The sequence below is a fragment of the Leptospira wolbachii serovar Codice str. CDC genome (assembly GCF_000332515.2).
GTDB classification, from domain to species: domain Bacteria; phylum Spirochaetota; class Leptospiria; order Leptospirales; family Leptospiraceae; genus Leptospira_A; species Leptospira_A wolbachii.
In genome coordinates, this window is sequence record NZ_AOGZ02000014.1 from 1,127,624 (window position 1) to 1,147,661 (window position 20,038).

General features: G+C 38.9%; 21 protein-coding genes. 8 read left to right on the forward strand and 13 right to left on the reverse strand.

Annotated elements, in window-relative coordinates; genetic code table 11:
- The first annotated feature begins 57 nt into the window (after window positions 1-57).
- Together LEP1GSC195_RS19735 and LEP1GSC195_RS10695 are read left to right on the forward strand one after the other, a co-directional pair.
- Complete coding sequence (locus tag LEP1GSC195_RS19735) at window positions 58-195, forward strand: hypothetical protein (RefSeq protein ID WP_015681253.1); 138 nt, start codon at window positions 58-60, stop codon at window positions 193-195.
- A complete protein-coding gene (locus tag LEP1GSC195_RS10695; RefSeq protein ID WP_015680803.1) occupies window positions 192-1,397 on the forward strand; it encodes an MFS transporter in 1,206 nt (401 codons plus the stop codon). The genes LEP1GSC195_RS19735 and LEP1GSC195_RS10695 overlap by 4 nt, the downstream gene beginning before the upstream one ends.
- Before the next feature lie 97 nt (window positions 1,398-1,494).
- On the opposite strand, the gene LEP1GSC195_RS10700 is transcribed toward LEP1GSC195_RS10695, so the two are convergent.
- The 5 genes from LEP1GSC195_RS10700 to LEP1GSC195_RS10720 all read right to left on the reverse strand — a co-directional run bounded on the left by LEP1GSC195_RS10700 (window position 1,495) and on the right by LEP1GSC195_RS10720 (window position 4,158).
- Complete coding sequence (locus LEP1GSC195_RS10700; protein ID WP_015682614.1) at window positions 1,495-1,923, reverse strand: hypothetical protein; 429 nt, start codon at window positions 1,921-1,923, stop codon at window positions 1,495-1,497.
- A 32-nt stretch (window positions 1,924-1,955) separates the two neighbouring features.
- On the reverse strand, window positions 1,956-2,150 hold the full coding sequence (locus LEP1GSC195_RS10705; RefSeq protein WP_015682094.1) for an AbrB/MazE/SpoVT family DNA-binding domain-containing protein: 195 nt from the start codon (window positions 2,148-2,150) through the stop codon (window positions 1,956-1,958).
- Window positions 2,151-2,289: 139 nt separating this feature from the next.
- The gene (locus tag LEP1GSC195_RS10710) at window positions 2,290-2,784 is read right to left on the reverse strand and encodes a DUF7000 family protein (RefSeq protein WP_015681556.1); all 495 of its coding nucleotides are present in this window, start codon (window positions 2,782-2,784) and stop codon (window positions 2,290-2,292) included.
- Between the two features lie 3 nt (window positions 2,785-2,787).
- Entirely contained in the window at window positions 2,788-3,435 is a 648-nt protein-coding gene (locus LEP1GSC195_RS10715) for an HAD family hydrolase (RefSeq protein ID WP_015681026.1), read from the reverse strand.
- A gap of 72 nt (window positions 3,436-3,507) precedes the next feature.
- The gene (locus LEP1GSC195_RS10720; RefSeq protein WP_015681704.1) at window positions 3,508-4,158 is read right to left on the reverse strand and encodes a TetR/AcrR family transcriptional regulator; all 651 of its coding nucleotides are present in this window, start codon (window positions 4,156-4,158) and stop codon (window positions 3,508-3,510) included.
- Window positions 4,159-4,320: 162 nt separating this feature from the next.
- Here LEP1GSC195_RS10720 and LEP1GSC195_RS10725 point away from each other — a divergent pair, with 162 nt between their 5' ends.
- Entirely contained in the window at window positions 4,321-5,790 is a 1,470-nt protein-coding gene (locus LEP1GSC195_RS10725) for an aspartate aminotransferase family protein (protein ID WP_015681218.1), read from the forward strand.
- A gap of 56 nt (window positions 5,791-5,846) precedes the next feature.
- Here LEP1GSC195_RS10725 and LEP1GSC195_RS10730 read toward each other — a convergent pair whose 3' ends face one another.
- Together LEP1GSC195_RS10730 and LEP1GSC195_RS10735 are read right to left on the reverse strand one after the other, a co-directional pair.
- Window positions 5,847-6,170 (reverse strand): type II toxin-antitoxin system PemK/MazF family toxin, encoded by a 324-nt coding sequence (locus tag LEP1GSC195_RS10730; RefSeq protein WP_015681123.1) that lies wholly within the window; start codon window positions 6,168-6,170, stop codon window positions 5,847-5,849.
- Window positions 6,164-6,412, reverse strand: a complete 249-nt coding sequence (locus LEP1GSC195_RS10735) for an AbrB/MazE/SpoVT family DNA-binding domain-containing protein (protein ID WP_015680639.1) — start codon at window positions 6,410-6,412, stop codon at window positions 6,164-6,166. Before LEP1GSC195_RS10735 ends, LEP1GSC195_RS10730 begins: the two co-directional genes overlap by 7 nt.
- Before the next feature lie 146 nt (window positions 6,413-6,558).
- Between LEP1GSC195_RS10735 and fliF the strand changes: the two genes are divergently transcribed.
- Window positions 6,559-8,259 carry a flagellar basal-body MS-ring/collar protein FliF gene (gene fliF / locus LEP1GSC195_RS10740; protein ID WP_002975108.1) on the forward strand — a complete coding sequence of 567 codons (1,701 nt, stop codon included), beginning with the start codon at window positions 6,559-6,561 and terminating at the stop codon, window positions 8,257-8,259.
- A gap of 1 nt (window position 8,260) precedes the next feature.
- Here the strand turns inward: fliF and LEP1GSC195_RS10745 are convergent, their stop codons facing one another.
- Entirely contained in the window at window positions 8,261-10,822 is a 2,562-nt protein-coding gene (locus LEP1GSC195_RS10745; RefSeq protein WP_015681112.1) for an adenylate/guanylate cyclase domain-containing protein, read from the reverse strand.
- An 86-nt stretch (window positions 10,823-10,908) separates the two neighbouring features.
- Between LEP1GSC195_RS10745 and LEP1GSC195_RS10750 the strand changes: the two genes are divergently transcribed.
- Window positions 10,909-11,796, forward strand: a complete 888-nt coding sequence (locus LEP1GSC195_RS10750; protein WP_232227760.1) for an alpha/beta fold hydrolase — start codon at window positions 10,909-10,911, stop codon at window positions 11,794-11,796.
- A gap of 99 nt (window positions 11,797-11,895) precedes the next feature.
- Here LEP1GSC195_RS10750 and LEP1GSC195_RS10755 read toward each other — a convergent pair whose 3' ends face one another.
- The 4 genes from LEP1GSC195_RS10755 to dapA are packed head-to-tail and all read right to left on the reverse strand — an operon-like array spanning window position 11,896 to window position 15,451.
- Window positions 11,896-12,942, reverse strand: coding sequence for a CdaR family protein (locus LEP1GSC195_RS10755; protein WP_015680884.1), 1,047 nt, complete (start codon window positions 12,940-12,942; stop codon window positions 11,896-11,898).
- Window positions 12,939-13,769, reverse strand: coding sequence for a diadenylate cyclase CdaA (cdaA, locus tag LEP1GSC195_RS10760; RefSeq protein WP_015682571.1), 831 nt, complete (start codon window positions 13,767-13,769; stop codon window positions 12,939-12,941). Before cdaA ends, LEP1GSC195_RS10755 begins: the two co-directional genes overlap by 4 nt.
- A 1-nt stretch (window position 13,770) precedes the next feature.
- The gene (gene dapB, locus LEP1GSC195_RS10765) at window positions 13,771-14,574 is read right to left on the reverse strand and encodes a 4-hydroxy-tetrahydrodipicolinate reductase (RefSeq protein WP_015680728.1); all 804 of its coding nucleotides are present in this window, start codon (window positions 14,572-14,574) and stop codon (window positions 13,771-13,773) included.
- Window positions 14,567-15,451, reverse strand: coding sequence for a 4-hydroxy-tetrahydrodipicolinate synthase (gene dapA / locus LEP1GSC195_RS10770; RefSeq protein WP_015681567.1), 885 nt, complete (start codon window positions 15,449-15,451; stop codon window positions 14,567-14,569). The genes dapB and dapA overlap by 8 nt, the downstream gene beginning before the upstream one ends.
- Before the next feature lie 77 nt (window positions 15,452-15,528).
- Between dapA and LEP1GSC195_RS10775 the strand changes: the two genes are divergently transcribed.
- Window positions 15,529-16,596 carry an MraY family glycosyltransferase gene (locus LEP1GSC195_RS10775; protein ID WP_015682056.1) on the forward strand — a complete coding sequence of 356 codons (1,068 nt, stop codon included), beginning with the start codon at window positions 15,529-15,531 and terminating at the stop codon, window positions 16,594-16,596.
- A gap of 27 nt (window positions 16,597-16,623) precedes the next feature.
- Complete coding sequence (locus LEP1GSC195_RS10780) at window positions 16,624-17,607, forward strand: DUF368 domain-containing protein (protein WP_015681345.1); 984 nt, start codon at window positions 16,624-16,626, stop codon at window positions 17,605-17,607.
- 210 nt (window positions 17,608-17,817) lie between these two features.
- On the opposite strand, the gene LEP1GSC195_RS10785 is transcribed toward LEP1GSC195_RS10780, so the two are convergent.
- A complete protein-coding gene (locus tag LEP1GSC195_RS10785) occupies window positions 17,818-19,284 on the reverse strand; it encodes a sodium:proton antiporter (protein WP_198012797.1) in 1,467 nt (488 codons plus the stop codon).
- A gap of 339 nt (window positions 19,285-19,623) precedes the next feature.
- Between LEP1GSC195_RS10785 and LEP1GSC195_RS10790 the strand changes: the two genes are divergently transcribed.
- Window positions 19,624-20,025 carry a hypothetical protein gene (locus LEP1GSC195_RS10790; RefSeq protein WP_015681612.1) on the forward strand — a complete coding sequence of 134 codons (402 nt, stop codon included), beginning with the start codon at window positions 19,624-19,626 and terminating at the stop codon, window positions 20,023-20,025.
- Window positions 20,026-20,038: the final 13 nt, after the last annotated feature.

The window sequence follows — 20,038 nt, forward strand, 5'->3', positions numbered from 1 at the left end:
AAGAAAAATTCCTTCAAAGAAGTATGTCGTTTTTCTTTTAGGAAAGGAAAAAAGTGAGTGATCACTCATAAAGATTTAGGATCATCGGCTCGGATGGCAAATCATTTTCCTTCAGGACCAGTCCCTTATGGAATTTATTCCGAACGATTGGTTTCCATTCAAATCCATAGATCGCCAAAAAGGGGACAGAAATGAACCAAATCCCAACAAAAATCTATCCGTATCGCTGGGTCGTGCTTTTCGCCTATATTGTCATCACTGCAACGATTTGTTTGCAATGGTTGACCTATGCTCCCATTGCCCGTGACGCTAAAGAGTTTTATAAGGTAAGTCCCATCCAAATCGATTTACTCTCGCTCGTCTTTCTCGGAGTTTTTGTTATTATAGCCATTCCTGCCTCTTACGTGATTGATACCTATGGAATCAAAAAAGGAGTGGGATTTGGTGCCATATTAACAGGTGTTTGTGGACTAATGAAAGGAATTTATGCGGCCGATTATACCATTGTTTTATTTTGCCAAATGGGACTTGCCGTGGCCCAACCCTTCCTTCTCAATGCAGTAACAAAAATTAGCGTTTTGTGGTTTCCCATCCAAGAGAGAGCCACAGCTGTAGCACTCGGAACTCTAGCTCAATTTTTAGGAATCATCCTTGTGATGATCCTCACTCCCATTTTACTCCAAAGAGGAAACACGATTCCTGATGTGATGATGATTTACGGTTTTGTCTCTGTGGTCTCTGCGATTCTTTTTCTTCTACTCATCAAAGAAAAACCACCTACCTCTCCCAGCACACATGGGGAAGATCATGAACTCCCTTTTTTAGAAGGGCTTCGTTTTTTATGGAAACAGAAAGATATGAGAAAGATCCTGTTTTTATTTCTAATAGGTCTCGGTGTTTTTAATGCAGTGAGTACTTGTATTGATCAAATCTGTGAAATCAAAGGACTCAATATCGACGAATCAGGACTCGTTGGTGGTGTGATGTTAATTTCTGGAATCATCGGTGGGATCATCATCCCTCCCATCTCTGACAAATTACAAAAAAGAAAAATATTCCTTATCATTGCCATGGCAGGATTTTTAGTCGGCCTCAGTTTATTTGTTTTGTTCCAAGGTTTTATTTTCTTACTTATTGGTTCGATTGTGATTGGATTTTTTCTTTTGGGAATTGGAGCCCCGATTGGATTTCAATACTGTGCAGAAATTACTTCTCCCGCACCAGAATCCACTTCCCAAGGTTTACTCCTACTTGTAGGACAGGTCTCAGGAATTCTCTTTATCTTAGGACTCAACTTTTTTGGGATGGTATCTTTTTTATACATCCTTCTCTTTCTATCGATAGTGAATTTTATAATGGTATTTTGGTTAAAAGAATCTCCGTTTATGGAATCTTAGGCGAGGGAATTACAAGATTGACCTAAGTTTTTACTTAATTACGTTAACTCTGGTTACCGCAGAAAAAATAACACTAGTGTTAACGTACCTTGAACCGTTACAATTTCAAACTGGCAGCTATCGACATATATCTAGAAAGATGTTTAGCTGTTAGAAAGACAAAACAACCAAATGGAATCTGCGTGGTTAATCCGAGAAGGATGTTTCGATTTCCGACAGAAACCCCAAATAATAAATTGATTAATATATCAAGAATCATAATGATAACGGCGAGATAAATCGCATAGCGGAAACGAACAAAAAGCAAAACAATCACTAGAGGATCGAGAACGAGTAAAGAAGTCCAAAAAAAATTCAATAGTAATGGTGCAAAAGTATAACCGAAAAAACTTAACTTCACCATATCCATTGTATGTGAGAATGTTCCAATACCAAACCCAATCACATAAATTGCTATGATTAATAGATTTTTTTTGTTCCAATGATTGTTTAACATGTTTTGTGATGGTTCAAAAAAAATAGCCAATCAAAGTTTCACCAATTCAATAAGTATATTTTTTACTTTCCAAAACTCATTACCAACGGAAGATCCAGAATCAACTTCATTATGGAGGTTTTCTCAGTTATTTTTTTTAATTTTTGATCCAAAGTTTCATTAATGTAAGGGGAAATGATAATTCGATTCCCTTCTTGAATCAGTTCCACTTGGCTTCCATCATTAAGATCTAATTGTTTTGCAAATAGTTTACGCATTCTAAATCCGAGACTGTTTCTCAATTTTTGGATTCTTGATATCATTTATTATGAATTGTTTATATTACCAGAAATAACCAAATCTTTTTCTACAAATCGCAGCTCTTTCATCACATAAATCTCTGTTTTGTTAAGGTTTTTATTTCAACTGACTCACTTTGATCTCCTGTATAATTTCTGCAGTCACCTGAACCAAACTCTCTTCAATTTGTTTAGAGAGTTTATCCAAATCATTAAAATTCGGATTCGCAAGCAAAACCGTTTCCAGAATGGAATATTGTGGTTTGGTGGTTCTGTTTTTGTTCCACTTCGTATTCTTAAAATACTCCCAATACCTTTCTTGAATGGGAATGGTCTGACCCAAAAGCCAAACTTCAAATTGCATTTTTGGATGGTTTAAAACTAACCCCATTTTTAATTTTCTATCTTTCAAAAACTGGTTAGAGTAATAGAAATAAGTATAATCCATGTATCCCTGGAAAAGACTTCCAAACGAATAACTTTTAGAAAGGTTTTTGGATAGAGTGGTACTAAGTTTCGTTACATATTTCACGAGCCCTGCATAGGCTTCCTGGATGTCACCAATTTTAAGCTGCTCTTTGTACGAATTTACATAATCATTCAAGTCTTTCATGGTTCAAATGTATTTCTTCAGATAATTTTCCAATTCCAAAAAATTTCTAACAAATGGAATTTCTCCTCTTTGGAAATAATCGACATGCCTATTGTCATGTGCTATTCCTAGAAAATGAAACCCAAATTTACTCGCGGATTCAAAATCAGCGGGGGAATCACCGATATAAAAAATTTCCTTTTTATCTATATTTTCATTTTTTAATAATACAAAAATTGGCTCAAAAACATCTGGATTCGGTTTGTGAACATTAGTGTGATCAGAGGTTTGAATTTGAAAGAATAAGTCTGTGTTTATTTGTAGTTCGTTTAATTCACGATGAACAACTTTTTCACTGGATGAAGTGACGATTCCAAACTTATAGATATTTTGGTATTTACTTATATACTCAAAGGCATTTGGGTGTGGGATGTTTAAATCTTTCTTCGAGAATTCTATATAAATATTCCAAAGATAATTAATATCTGAAGAAAAACGTCCAAAAAGTTTCAGTAAAAATACTTCGGCAGGGAGTCCCCAAGCCTCATCAATTTCTCTTTCAGTAATTTCAGTATCAAATAATTGTTTAGATAGTTTATAGATTGTATTGTATCGTGTTTTTCTCGTTTGAACTAAAGTATCATCGTAATCAAAAATAATAGCTTTTATCATATCATTCTAGTGATGGTTTCAAAATATTTCAAACATCGATCAGTATTCCAGAAAAACCCATACGGTAGTTTTTTATCCACCCAGTGCCCTGCGAATCACTTTCATGACCCCAGCGACTACTTCTTCATCCTTTTCAAACACATCATCGCCTAAATAGATTTTCATTCGTTCTTTATAATATACTGTAGAATAGGAAAACTGTAAGGTCATAAAGATACTATCCAGTAAAAATGCAGAAAGATTGCTATCCACTTCTGAGGAGATGTTTCCTTCTTTTTTAGCTAGGTTAATCATTTCAATATAACATTTTGCCGACAAAGATTCTAACTCACCTGACAAACGAGTGATGAGTTCATAATTACTTTCTGTAGTCATTTCATTGTAAAGGCGGATGATGTCTTGGTTGATACGAGAGTGGGTTTGGATGATCCGAATGATCTTTTCAATTTTTCCAAACAAATCCAAGTCCATGGCAAGGACAGACTCCAAAGTTTTTTCCAACTGTGTGATTCCATGGTCCACGACGGTGAGAAAAAAATCTTCTTTGGTTTCAAAGTATTTATAGAGAGAGCCAACACTGATCCCCGCTTTTTGGGCGATGGTATTGGTATTGGCACTCGTGAATCCACGATTGGCAAATTCGGAAATGGCTATGGTTAAAATCCGGTTTCTCTTTTCTTCAGAAATCCGCTCAAAACTATCATTAAAATGCTTTGTTACCATACTCTACCCTGTCCAATAAACGAAAAAGGCTGGATTTCTCCAGGAAATTTATGCGAATTTCCAAAGAATCCGACTTTCTCGTTTTATTTTGTGAATTCCTTCTTGACAATGAGTGATGACTCACTCATTGTCAAGAAAAAAGATCGGAAGAGGAAAGATTATATGGCCCAAGGCTTTTCCATGAACGAATACCCCAATGTAGACCAAATCTACAAAGACCTAAGGAAATTAATTTCCCTTCCTATACGCTCCATTCGCAAACAAGAAATGGACAGTATCCTTCACAACTACTTCGAAAAAAAATGCAGTAAGTCCAAGGCGATGATCACCAAGGCTTCGGAATACATCCCCGGCGGTGTCCAACACAACCTTTCCTTCAATCATCCCTTCCCTCTTGTTTTTACAAAAGCTTCCGGTGCTTATTTGTATGATTTAGATGGAAACAAATACATCGATTTTTTACAAGCAGGTGGACCCACAGTTCTTGGTAGCAATCCACCCAGTGTCCGCAAAAAAGTCATTGAACTTCTCGATACTACAGGACCGGTTACAGGTCTTTTTCATGAATACGAATATAAGTTAGCCGAGAAAATTGTAGAGTTAGTTCCCTCTGTCGAAATGTTCCGCATGTTAGGTTCGGGAACAGAAGCTTGTATGGCTTCGATTCGCGTTGCAAGACTTGCGACCAAGAAAAAAAATATCGTGAAGATGGGCGGGGCTTACCACGGTTGGAGTGACCAACTCGCTTATGGACTTCGCATTCCAGGCACAAGACATTTCGAAGCCAATGGAGTTCCTAAATCCATTTTCAAATACACACAAGAATTTTACCCGAACGATTTGAACTCTCTTGAATCCGTACTCAAACGAAATCGTTTCTGCGGTGGCACTGCGGCAGTTCTTATCGAACCAGTAGGTCCCGAAAGTGGAACAAGACCTCTTGACTTTGATTTCAACAAAGGAGTCAGAGAACTTTGTAACAAATATGGAGCTCTTCTTATCTTTGATGAAGTGGTGACAGCTTTCCGCATTGGTCTTAGCGGTGCCCAAGGATACTTTGGTGTGGATCCTGACCTAACTATTTTTGGTAAGGTAGTTGCGGGAGGATATCCATCAGCTGGTGGACTTGGTGGTAAAAAAGAATACATGAAATATGTTTCTGCAGGACTTCAAACCGGCACCAAAAAGGCGTTAATCGGTGGAACGATGGCAGCCAATCCACTCAGTTCTGCTGCAGGTTACTTTACCCTTTGTGAAATGGAAAAAAACAATGCCTGTGAAAAATCAGGAAGAGCGGGCGACAGACTCACCAAAGGTTTACAAAAACTAATCAAAAAATACGACCTCCCATTTGTTGCCTTCAACCAAGGTTCCATTTGCCATTTGGAGACCGTCGGTACGATGTTACTCGATATCAACATTAAGAAGTTCTGGACCATTAAAAAAACCATAGCCGAAGCTCATAAAAGAAAACACGCGATGGAAGAAATGGGGGCCGCTTATATGTCAGAAGGTCTTGTGACACTCGCGGGAAGTAGGCTTTATACAAGTGCATCCGATACAGATGCTGTGATTGATGATGCCCTCAAACGATTTGATCGAGTGTTCCAAAAAGTGGAAGGTGTGGCTTAATTAAAGATTAAGCCGATCCAAGGAAATTGAATCAGAAGTCATAAAAGAAAATAAAATCAGTCGACTAACATTTCTTTTATGACTTTCTTAATTTTTTGAATTGTTTTAGGATCAGACGAACCCAGTTTTTGAATCAACCGCGACCTACCAACAGTTCGTATCTGATCCAAAACGATAGAACCTTTTTTTCCCTGAAATGTTAAATCTACCCTTGTTGGGTAACTCCTAGAACGAGTGGTCATAGGTGCTATCATCACTGTTCCGATAAACTGATTCATTTCATTCGGAGAAATGACAATACAAGGTCTAGATTTTTTAATCTCAAAACCAATCGTTGGATCCAAATTGATTAGATAGATGTCATATTGATGGATTACCATTCCCAATCCTTTGTTTCCAAATCAATGGAATCTGGAATGAGTAACTGATCCTCTTTTCTTTCCGCCATCGCTTTGAATTGGTCTTCCCAACCCACGCGCGGTTTGTTTTTATAAGGAGTGATGATGATTTTATTGTCCTCTACCAATAGATCGACTTCATCTTCAATCTGACATTCCGCTAAAACAGTTTTAGGAATTCGGATCCCTTTTGAATTTCCGATTTGTATGACGGCAGCCTTCATTGTAATTACAATGTAATCACATCAAAAAACAGGTCAATTCCAATTCCGAGTCCAAACCCCTCGAATTTCCTTCCCTCCCCGAAAAGTACTTGTACGTTTCAGGAGAATCATGGCATTATGTCTCAAATCTCGACGAGGCCCGAACTATGCCTGAACCACTGCAAAAAATCATCGATAATCTCAAAGAGTTATTCAACAAACTCGATAAAACCAAAAAAATGATTTTGGGTGGTGTGCTCGCCGTTGTGGTGGTGGCAGTCATCATCCTCTCCAACGTCTCGTCCCAAAGAAACCGCGTGGTTCTCTTTAAGGATTTGGATTCCAAAGATTTCTCTGAGGTCACAAAGAAACTAGATGCCCTTGGTTACTCTTATGGATCCAGTGAAACAAGTCTCATCACAGTGGACCCCGAACAAAGACAAGAGATCGTCACCAAACTCGCACAAGAGAATTTGATTCCTGCAGGTGTGACTGGTTGGGAACTTTTTGATATCGAAAAGTTTACAGAAACCCAGTTCGACAAAGACATTAAAAAATATAGAGCCCTCAAAGGTGCGATTGAAAAATCACTCAATACCTTAAGACCGATCGAAAGATCCGATGTCAACATTGCGATCCCCGAAGGTGATCTTTTTGAATCCAACTCCTATCCTGTAAAGGCAAGCGTTATCCTCCACTTCAAACCGGGTGTTGAGGGAATGAGTAAAAAAGAAATCAAAGGGATTGTGAACTTAGTCGCTCGTGCTGTTCCCAAATTAAAACCGGAAAACGTAAGTGTGGCCGATCCCGATGGAAAGATCATTTCTGATTTTGAAGAAGATTTAGAAAAAGAAAGATTAGAACTTCGTATCGTCCAAGAAAAACTTAGAATCGAAGAAGAAGAACGTGTCAAACGACTCATCGACATTCGGAATACCCTTCGTTGGTATTTGGGTGGAGAAGACCGAGTGGACATCACTCGTTTCGAATATTCATTCAATTGGGACCAAGAGTCCTTAACTGAAAATGAAGTATTACCAGTAGTTGCCGAAGAAGATAACCCAGATACACCGTATAACGAAAGAAAGTTGGTCGATGGTTATTCACTGAAAGTATCTTCTAAAGAAACCAAAGAATCTTTTAAAGGACGCGGGTTCACTCCCGATGGTCCCGCAGGCACAGAGCCAAACCTTCCTCCTGGATACAAAGACACAGACTACCAAAAAGCAGAGTATTCTAAAGACGAAAATATCAATAACTACGAATTCAACAAACGTGTAAAAGATATCAAACGCCAACCTTGGAAGATTGAAAAGATTGGTCTTTCTGTCGTAGTTGATGGTGTTTGGGAAAGAAAAGAACGTGAAGATGGTCTTGGATACGATAGAAAATACATTCCCGTTGCTGAAAATGATTTAAAACTCGTTCGTAAAAACTTAGAAGCTGCGATCGGTTACACAAGATCACGTGGTGACCAGATCAGTGTCATTACGATTCCCAAAGATAGAACCGAACAGTTCCGTGCCGAAGATGAAGAGTTTCAAAAACAAAGAGCCATTCGGAATATGGTCATTGCTTCTCTCGTAATTTTAATTTTACTGATCCTTGCAATCCTCGTGTATCGTGCGATCAAAAAAGAAATCGCAAGAAGAAGAAGACTCAGAGAAGAAGAACTTGCTGCCCAACAACAAATGATGCGGGAAGCTGCTCTTCGAGTGATGGACGAAGGGGGAGCCGAAGTCGAACTCTCCCTCGACGAAAAACTCAGACGCGAGTTACTCGAAAACGCAATCAACCTGGCAAAAGAAAAACCGGAAGATGTGGCGCAGTTACTTCGCACTTGGCTTGCTGAGGAAGAGCAGACTTAAATTAAGATTCGTTCTTCCAACGAATGTTAGCACCGTTTGAAATCCGGGAATAAACCTCCCGGAAGTATTGATTAGGCGCCTTACCGTCTGGGTCTTGCGAATAACGAGGCCTTAGGCGACTTACAAAATACATATCCAAGTCCCCTTTGTTTTTCCCATGAATTTTCCCTCGGTACTCTGTGATAAAAAAATACTTCACAAGTTCATAGGTTTCTTTGGAGACATTGATTTTTCCGGTTTCTCCACCGGACTCCATTCTTGAAGCCGTATTAACAGTATCTCCCCAAATATCATAAGCAAATTTAAATCGTCCCACTACTCCCGCAACCACAGGTCCTGTATGAAGACCAAGCCGCAGTTCCCAAAAAGGCAAATTCAGCGCAGTTTTGATTTCTTTTAATTGGTTCATAAAACTTTGAATCTCGAGAGCCGCCAAACAAGCGTCAATGGCACTGGTTCGATTTTCTACAGGAAGGCCACCCGCACACATATAACTATCGCCAATGGTTTTTAATTTTTCTAAGTTGTTCCTTAGAATGATTTCATCGAACTGAGTAAAACAAGCATCTAGTTCTTCGATTAGACTTTGTTCATCCATACCTTCCGCAACTTTAGTAAAACCTTTGAAGTCCGTGAATAAAACCGTTACATTCTCAATTCGAGAAGGTGTGACACTCCCCTTTTGTTTTAATTCTTGAGCTACTTTATAAGGTAAGATGTTAAGAAGTAATTTTTCCGATTCTTCTCTTGCCTCTTCCGCTTTATCTTGTGCAATGAGAGCTTTTTCTCTTTCTTCATCCGCTTTTTGTTTCTCTAAATCCAATAGAAAATAACTAATATCGAGTTCTTCCGCCAAGGGACGAGACATGATGTAGACAACAAGGTAATTAAACAATACCAGAGGTAACACAATCATTGTTAAATGAAATGCCGATTCCCCCACTCCGTATTGTTCACGGATGAGTGGGAAATATAAAATGGCAGCAATGGCCATGGTAATGAGTCCTAAGTTTGCCAAACGTTGGCTCAATTGGATGGTTCTTCCCTCCAAAGACAAAGCGCCATGACGAAGCACCGCATAACCGAGTAAAAACGCAGGCACAAATTGGAAGTCCGCTAAAGGATAAATGGGAATTCCATGACTAGGAAGTAGTGCCGCTAAAAGTAAAATCGCAGATAACAAAAAAGAGCCAATGATCCATTTAGAGGCAAAGTTAATGTAACCTTTATTTCGCAAAAAAGTAATAAGCACCAAAATTAAAGCAATGGCACCATTGGCTCCCACAAGTAATTCCGCAGGACCTCCATGGTGGACTCTTGACCATGGATAATCAAAATAACCTACAAATAAATAAGGAGAGGGCGCAAGTACTGCTGCTGTCACACAAAGAAAATCAATTCCTTGAATCCAGAACGGTGATTTTTGTCCAATCGCTTCGAATACCAAACGCACCATAATACTCGGCGCAAAGGCAAATGCCACAAAGGTCATTTGTGAGATTCGCAGTTGTACCACATAAGATATATTTAACTTTAAAGGAACGGATTGGATGACATAAAAACCCGTGAGGATGAGTGCAAAGGCACAAAGTTGGTTGATCCTTGCCGATGGATTGGCGCCTGCCACAATGATGGAAAGAAATACTGCACCAAACACGGATACTACGGGAGGAATTCCCCATGGATACCATTTTGCTGACTCATAAGCATCCGGTGATAATCCAAAAGAAACTCCAAAAGAAATAAAAATCAAAACGAAAGATAAAAGTGCAAAAAGAAAATAAAACATTCCATTCTTTTGGAAAAGAAGTTCGTTCACATCAAAAAAATCAGATCGAAACACTCCATAAGCCACAAGTAACATAGGAATGAATAAAAAGAACCCTCCCGGATACACTTTGAAACCAAGAATACTCGGTGCATTCATAGTTGTGAGTAAAAATAATAAATTCACCCCATGAAACAAAGTGAGATGGTAATGTTTACGAATGTATTGGTAGTGTTTGATGAAAGAAGGTAAAATCAGGAAAAAATAACCCAGTGGTGCCAAAATTCCCCATGGTCGAACAAAGGAACTTCCTCTCGGATACTTTCCAAAAGTGAATTCAAATACAGTGGTTTCGAATCCCTTACCGATAAGGATTCCGAAATACAATACAAAACTGGCAAACCAACAAAGATAAGAATAATACAACAATAACTTACTTTGTTTTCCCGTCATATAGTAGGCCAAATAAAAGGCTGTTGGAGCCAGAGGAGCAACCAAGAAGTATAGTAGATTATTCCAAAAAACTAATGTTTCAACGTTTTGAATCCAGGCTCTCGTGGTTAAAACAAGCCCGATGGATCCAAAACTAATGAAGGAAACCGCTAGGTTTAAATGAAAGGTTCGATTCTCATCTTTTGATTTCCGAAATTTTTGAAAGGCAAAGTAGCTGAGGAATACACCAACAAAAAAAGTTAGGATTCCTGGGGCCCCATAAGGAATCTGATACCAGAAATATTCCCAGTCCGAAATAATCCCTTCTGGTTTTACAAAATAAATAAGAGGGTATGACTCCATCCTTTTAAAGATCGGCTTTCGGGAAAAGAGAAAGTAGCAAATTCTTCTATTTGACTCACTTCCTCTTTTGTTGTGCTATGTCGGATATGGTTGATCTAAACTTTCCAAAAAAGAACGCTACTGAATGGCTGGCTGGTGGTAAATTTTTCGAATATAAGAAGTTTCAAATTTTCTTTATACAAGAAGGAAGAGGACAGAATCTAATTTTACTTCATGGGTTTCCCACATCCTCTTGGGACTACTCTAAAATTTTTAATGGCCTTTCTCGTTACTTCAATACAATCGCCATTGATTTTTTAGGATTTGGATATTCTTCGAAACCAAAAAAGCATAAATACACACTGATAGAACAAACGGATATCATAGAAAACTTTATCGAAAAAAATGCACTTCGAAGAGTGAAGTTTGTTTTTCATGATTATGCTGTGAGTGTGGGTCAAGAAATCTTAGCTAGGCATTTAGAACGTAAAGAAAGAAAGTATGAAATCGATGGAGCCGTTTTTTTGAATGGAGGACTTTTTCCTCACCTACATAGACCCACATTCAAACAGAAACTCCTCGCCACACCAATCTTAGGTGCTTTTCTTTCTCGTTTTTATAATGAGAGAAAATTTGGAATTGCATTTAGCCAAGTTTTTGGGAAAAATACGAAACCGACTGACAAAGAAATTTCTGTTCTTTGGAAATTGATTACCTATCCCAACAAAGTTTTAATTCCACACAAACTACTCAAATACATTTCAGAAAGAAGAATCCATGGAGAACGTTGGAAAAATGCTCTTCTCCAAACGGAGGTGCCACTCCTCTTTATCAATGGAGGAGAAGATCCAGTCAGCGGAAGCCACCTAGCAGATGAATTAGAAAAACTTCCGATCAAAAACAAAAAGTTAATCCGTTGGGACTCGATTGGTCATTATCCTCAATGGGAAAATCCAGAAGAAAGTTTTAAAGAAATCTACGAATTCCTTAAATAGAATTAGAGTTTTTTTGTTTTGATTGAATTTGATATTAAATTCTGAAAAGAAACCTAGACAAAAAGGTACGAATCCATCCTTGAATTCGTGCCTTAAAACTTAAGATCGATTTGAGGGGATTGCACCAGGAACTTCCATTCCTGTGCCATCATCAGTTGGATCTGCTTCTGGATTTTGTTCTTTGACTTTGTAACGAATCTCAATTTTTTCAGGACTGATTTGTAAAATTTCAATTCCTTTAAGATCTTTATTCTTAATGATTCGAACTTTTGCAACTTGGGGCTGTAACTCGGGAATGATTTTGTTTTTGATCGGATCAAAGATATAGTTACAAGGAACTTGGGCAGTAATTCCTGTTAGAATCTGGGCCGAACGAATTGGTTTTAAAGAAAAATATCTGATAGCCACTTGTTCTTCAGAAAGTTCTGCATCTAACTTGCCATCTAGCCCCGAACAAACAATGGGAATTCCTGCTGCTGTTTGTTCTCCGGTTTTATAAGAAAGAGGAATGATGTTTACATTCACAGTGACATCCCTGGAACCAAGGACATTCACTCCCTTTGGTAAATCTGGTATCCGAACTGTTTTTGCAAAAGGTTCCTTTTTATCCGTTAGAGAAATTTCTGGAAGTAGAACTTTGGTAATTTTTTCCAAGTCTTGTGGTTTTCCACTTAAAGTCACCTTGGGAGGACTTACAATTTGTGTCAGCTTTTCAAAGTTAGCTGGAGGGGCCCCTTCGAACGCAACTTCTAGCGGAACTACTTTTAATCCACGCGATTCAATTTCAACCGGAACCGTTTTTTTAAGTTTGGTGACCTTAACACCGCTAGGAACACCTACTATTTTCTTAATTGGGACTTCTGTAACACCAAGTTGGACATCTTCTGGATCAATCACCGCTTTCATAAACTGTGAGTAGTAATTCACAACATCTTTTAAACCTTCCACACGAACAGGGATTGTTTTTTCCGGATTTTTGGAATAGTTTAAATTACCAGATAACTTTGGATAGTCGACAGGAACATTGATTGTTTTAATCAATACTTTTGAATTTTGAAGATTGACATAAAAAATACTGGCGATGATTAACGAAACTAGTTTTGCTTTCCAGTTTCGAACAAGTTTTCCGAGTAACTTCAGAATCATATACTGACTCCAGTATCTTTCTCTTTAGTTTTACGAAGAGAATCATCCTTTGACCTACGATTTCCCGTCATAAGGCCACTAACAAGCGCTTTTAGTTCGAGTGGTTTGACTGGATGCAACATTTCCCCTTCATAACAAATGGTAATGTCCCCTGTCTCTTCTGATGTAACGATAATGATGGCGTCTGTTTCTTCGGAGAGTCCGAGTGCCGAACGATGTCTAGCACCGAGTGTGGCTATTTCCACAGAACTACTCATAGGCAAATAGGAAGCAGCACAAACAATTCTATTTTGTTCAATGATAACAGCTCCATCATGAAGAGGAGAATTCTTAAAGAAAATAGTTTGTAATACTTCCGAAGATACTTGTGCATCCATAGGAACTGCATTTTCTGAAATATCTTTCAAACTAATGTCTTTGACGAGAACAATAATGGATCCGGTTTTTTCCTGAGACATGATCCGAACTGCTTCCACAATAGGATCTAAATCAAATGTGGGTTTAAGAAAAAACAATCGGAGTAAACGAATGCGAGCCAAATCCCCAGTCAAACGTCGTAACTCTGGCTGCAAAAGAACAATGATAGCAAACACAAGAGCTGGCCTGATGTTTGTGAGAATCCATTCCAGAAGTTCAAACCCTAAGTATTCGGCAAGACTTCCAGAAATCCAAATGATTCCTACACCAAGTAGAAGTTGGATCCCTCGTGTTCTTCTAAGTGTGGTATAAGTTTTATAAATTAGAAAAGCGACGATTAAGACATCCAAAGATATGGAGATATAATTTTTACTCCATGGTATGATGTATAATCCTCGAAAAAAATCCAATTTAGATTCCTAACACATCAAACATATTATAGAGGCCTTTGGATTTGCCATGTAAAAACTCGGCGGCTTTCACTGCCCCAGTAGCAAACGTTTTGCGGTCCTGGGCTTTGTGAGTGATTTCAATTCGTTCTTCCGAACTTAAAAAATATACAGTATGTTCCCCAACCACTTCACCGGCTCTCATTGTATGCATGGCAATTTCTTTTTGATCCCTTTCTGGATACATTCCATGCCGACCATAAATAACATTGTCTTCAGAACGTTTGGTGGCATTTAAAAGAACTTCTTTTAAATACATGGCTGTTCCCGAAGGAGCATCTTTTTTATGACGATGGTGGATGTCTAAAACTTCTACATCAAAGTCTTCGGCTAAAACCTTCGCTGCGATTTCTGTTAATTTGAACAATAGATTTACACCCACAGACATATTGGGTGAAAAAACAATGGGGATGGAGTTTGCTGCGGTTTGGATGAGGGTTTTATCAGAATCAGTAAGACCTGTCGTTCCAATCACCAAAGGTTTTTTATTGATGAGGGCCGCATTCAAAATAGATTCAAATCCAGTATGTGTACTGAAATCAATCAAAACATCAGAAGATTCGCATGCTTTTTGTAAGTCGGTGGAAAGTAAAATTCCCGTTTCTTTGATTCCCGTATGATTTCCCGAATCAAAACCAGAATAGATGGCCCCTTCTCTTACGATAGCGGCACTTAACTCTGATTTTTTGGAAATAGAAAGCACTTGGATGATGGCTTTCCCCATCCGTCCCCCTGCACCAATCACACCAACTTTGATTTTAGACAATGCCTTCCTCTTTTAACTGGAATACGGTTTTTTTGAAAGCATCTGCTGGAGATCCTTCCGAGAGAGCAGTCATTGGTAAACGAAGTTCATTTTCACAATACCCAAACCAACTCATAGCAGCTTTGATAGGAATAGGATTTGTTTCAATAAACGCATTGATAAACACGGGAAGGAGTTTGTAATAAATCTTTTTGGATGCTTCCAGATCTCCCCGTAAATATAAGGACACCATATCAACACAAGCTCGCGGAAAAAGATTGGATACTACAGATACAACTCCTTTACCACCGATCGATAATACGGGAAGTGTTAGGTTGTCGTCTCCTGACAACAAATCAAAGTCAGGTGGTGTTGCTGCAATCACCTTTGCCATTTGTCCCAAATCCCCAGTAGCTTCTTTGATCGCTGCAATTTTTGAGTGAGCTGCAAGCCTTGCTACGGTTTCAGGAAGTAAATTGACATTGGTTCTCCCAGGAATATTATACAACATCACTGGTTTGGAAGATACATTGGCAATTTCTGTAAAATGGCGATACATCCCTTCTTGTGTGGGTTTATTGTAATAAGGATTCACAGAAAGAATCCCATCCACTCCATCGGCACATGCGGACTCTGTAAGCTCAATGGCTTCTTTGGTAGAATTGGACCCAGTGCCTGCAATGACCTGGATTTTCCCTGCCACAATCTGAACTGTCTTTTGGATGAGTTCCTTATGTTCTTCGTAAGAAAGGGTGGGAGATTCTCCCGTTGTCCCACAGGGAACCACACCCGCCACGCCGGAACGGATTTGGTTTTCTAGGATTTTAAAATAACTATCATAATCGATTTTCCCCTGGCGGAAGGGGGTGATGACCGCAGTATAAACGCCCTGAAACATAAATTAAACATCGAAGAGGGACGGAATTTTGCAATAAAAAACTGCCAAAAGACCCCGTACCGATAAACTTTGCGAAAATGGTCTCTTTTTTCCCACCAATGTTTGCCATTCTCGCCCTTCTTAGCCTATTTTTGCATTCATTCTATGTTTATTCCCGCTTTGGCGTCAAAGATGTGCCAAACGAACGAAGCCTTCACGACGTAGTCACCAAAAAATCCGGGGGAATGTTTTTCATTCCACTGTTCCTTCTCTCTGTCCTTGGGTTCCTTTTCTACCCACAATTGGGACAATCACTTCCCCTGCCCCAAGATTCCGCCCAAAGAATGGACATTTATCTTTTGTTAGCTGGGATACTTTTCTTTTGTATTTTAGGTTTCATTGATGATTTGTATCACCTTAGTCCAAAACTTCGATTGTTTTTAGAACTGTCGGTTGTGGCAGTATTTTTAGTTTGGACGAACCCTGAGATCACCTACTTTGGGGTGATTTCTCTTCCAAAACCCGTCCAGATTTTGGTCTTGACTGTCTTTCTTGTTTTTGCCGTCAACTTGGTGAACTTCATGGATGGAATGGATTGGTATTTAGTGACTACCCTTTTTCTTTCCTATTTTTCTTTGGTTAGTGCCTCTCCCCATTTCTATGTTGTGAATCAATTTGGATATAGTTTTTATCTGGTTTTACTACTCTCTATGTTTGGGTTTATCATTTATAATTTCCCAAAAGCAAAATTGTTTATGGGAGACAGTGGGTCCTTAGCCTTAGGTTTTTTAGTCATGGCATTACCTTTGTTTGTTGGGAAGTGGGGAAAGACAAATTCCAATCCTTGGGATGTGGCTTATTATTTTTATTTGTTTCCATATTTTTGGTTGGATGGAATTTTTATCCTCATCAAACGATTCTTCCAAAAGAAACATTTGTTCTCAGCGCACAGAGAACATCTCTACCAACGAATCACAGAAACCAAATTAGGAAAAATCGGATCTTTGGTTATTTTTTCTTTCTTAAACCTCACCGTTGTTTGTGTCCATTTTGTATTAAAGTTCATGGGAATTTCTAACCTAATGACACTCTCAATCCTTTTCCTTTTTTCAGTGATCAGTTATGGACTTCTATGGACTTTTATACCTAGAAAAAACCTTGCATAAAGTCTTCGCACTCACATCCTTTCCTTTATGCCTCTATCGAAAAAAGAAATTCTATTCTGCCTTCTCAATGGTTTTCTCATCGGGATAGCCAATCTCATCCCCGGTGTTTCCGGAGGAACCTTTGCACTCATTCTCGGCCTTTACGACAGGCTGATCACTGCCATCACATCCCTAAACTTAGATACCATCAAAACATCGTTAGCTTTAGTAGTTGGGTTTTGGAAAGAAGACGTAAGAAAACGTTTTGCAGTAGAGATGAAACGAATTGATTTCTGGTTCCTTGTATTTCTTGGGATTGGTCTTTTGTTGTCAGTGATCTCTGGTGCTAAACTCATTCAGTTTTTACTCCAAAATTATCCGCAAGCCACTCTTGCTCTGTTTATTGGTCTCATCTTCCCATCACTTGCAGTTCCTTACAAACTCATCGAAAAACATAGTTTAGTTGTATGGTTATTTTTAATTCCAGGAATCCTACTCACGATTGTTCCCAGTTTCTTTATGGGTGATACAACAGGTTCCGAAAATCCACTGATTGCATTTCTTACAGGAGCTGTTGCCATTTCTGCTATGATTCTTCCAGGGATCTCTGGTTCTTACATCATGCTTGTTCTCGGTGAATACCAAATTGTGATTGGAAAACTCTCCACAATCCTCGAACCAAGTTCCATTGTATTTCTCGGAGCTTTTGGGATTGGATGCCTACTTGGACTTCTTATTTTTACTCATTTTGTAAAATGGTTATTTTTGAAATATAAATCGCATACGATGACATTTTTACTTGGTCTTATTCTTGGATCTTTCTTTATCCTATGGCCGTTCAAAGACTATGCCAATGGTCAAGCGATTGTAGGAAGATCAGGTGAAGTAAAACGAGACATTCAAATTGCTACAGCAAAAAATATTTTGCCTAAAGATTTTGCAGATGCGCAAGTTCCACTGGCAGCCCTAGTACTCGGACTGGTTCTTGGGTTTGGTCTGAACCGATTGGAATCTTTACAAGAAAAGAAGTAGAATCACCCAACTCTATCCTACCTTACAGTCTGGATTTCAAAATCCAGACTTCTGTTTTAGAAAATCACCGCACACGAATCTCTTAACTTATTTTATAAATCGCAAATAACAGTTAGATGGAAGGACCGATCCAGCTTTGGATCATAATAAAAGCTAGGAATGTTACGAAGTGAGTGAAAACCGGGGAGAATCCCCGGTTTGTCCAAAAGTTTAGACGAAGAATACGAAAGTGATGAGTATAAACACAGGAACTAAAATTCCCATAGAGTATGCTAAGTATCCACCAAAAGATGGCATCTTTACTTTGTTTTCTTCTGCAACAGACTTCACCATAAAGTTAGGAGCGTTACCGATATAGGTATTTGCACCCATAAAGACCGCACCCACAGAAATGGCTTTTAGAATCTCTTCCGCTTGGACGTTTCCAATGAACTGACCGAGAGTAAGAGGAGCAGCTGCACCCACTGGAGTGAGAAGGCCAGAAGCTAACGAACCAAAGGTGAGGTAAGTTGGCGCATTGTCTAGAACAGAAGAGAAAGCCCCTGTTGCCCAGAAAAACTGCCAGTTTTGAGTAATTCCAAGTTCTTTACCATGTGCTTCGAGAAGTACAAGAGCAGGAATCATGGTAATGAAAATTCCAATGAAAAGGTAGGCTACTTCTTGGATGGGGTGGAGAGTGAAGTTATTGAACTTACGATTTTCTTCTTTGGAAGTAAACTTAGAAAGACCAATAAGAACAAGTAAAACTGCTTCACGGATAAATCCTAGAGTTGGTGTTTCGTTGATTTGTGGAATGTAGTTACTGTTTAAAAAAGCAACAGCTAAAATCACACCGAGTAACCAGATGAAGTTGACTTGACCACCGATAGAGAATGGAGTTGCAAGTTTGTCGTCTTTTTTAATATCTTTTTTGGTTTCCTTTTTGTAAGCAAGAGTATCCCAAACAAAATAAACAGTAAGCAAAATCACAGTTGCAAACAACATCTCTGGTAATAGTTTGAATGTCCAAGTGAAAGGAACTCCTTTCAAATAACCAAGAAACAGTGGAGGATCCCCAAGAGGTGTTAAAGAACCACCAATGTTGGAAACAAGAAAGATAAAAAACACAACCGTGTGAACCACGTGTTTTCTTTCGCTATTTGTTTTTAACAAAGGACGGATAAGTAACATCGAAGCACCTGTCGTTCCAATGAAGGATGCAAGGCCCGCACCAATTAACAGGTACAATGTGTTGTTGAGTGGTGTTGCATGGATGTCTCCCTTGATGACAATCCCACCGGAAATATAAAATAAAGATCCAAGCAAAATGATAAAGGGAACGTAATCGAAAAAAACTGTGTGAACAATATTATGGCTGTAACCATAAACAAGAAGAACCACAAAAGAAATGGCTCCGAGTCCAACAGCAAGGATCAATTTGTTATTATTGTCTTCCCACCAATGAGAAGTTTTGTGAGAAGCAACCGGTAAGATTGCAATGGAGAGTAAAATGGCAACAAAAGGTAATACTGACCAATACGGTAATTCCTGATGTACTGATTCGCCGTGAGACGAATGTCCTGTTTCTTCCTGAGTGGTTGATTGCGTTGGAACCGGAGTCGGTTCTTCCGCAAATAAACCTGCTGTTGTCACAGACAAACAAACCAGGAATACTATCGTTGTGAGAAGCTTCTTCAACATGCTCACCATCCTATTTTTTTAGACAGCTTACCTGAAATCGAAACCTCGTGGAACTAAAAAAAGCATGATTCTCCAATTTTTAGGGATTCTTCGCTCCCTCCCGCAAAATAACTATGTAAATCGTTGCAAAGTCCAACCATCATAAGTAGATAAATTTCTCTCAAATTGTCCCTATATGGTTCATTGCAGAATCGAATGACTGAGAAATTCACACCCGTGAAACTGCCTTCTTGCAGCCAAAAGATAGGGACTTCACGAGGATTAGGCCCAAACAAACTTCGTATGTTAGGAATTTTCGATTGCGTTTTTCGAGACTAGAACAATCGTTTTGTTACCATGTTTAGGCATAAAGAAACAAAGGATTTGATGATTGCCTATGCAAAATGGAGAGATACGGTGGATCGGACCGAGGGGAGTGAAACCGTCTTCGGGGCCAATGCGGAGGTTTCTGAAATTGCTCGTGACCTTCGAGAAGACGCCGAATTCGCACTAAGAATTTTAATCCAAGATTTGAAAAAACAAAATCCTTTAGCCATCAAAGAATGGGTAGAAATGACAAAAGTGTATTTAAACACAATCGAAAACTCTGTTCCCGAGGAACAAATCCAACAGCGAAAACAAATTGCACGGGATTGGAAGTATTCACGTTCTCCCTTAGGAATTTCTGTGCGTTACCCACACCCTTCCCAATATTGGGGAAGTGGAATTGGAGTTTTAGGCCCGGATTTAGACTGGTAGGATTCCTTTACTT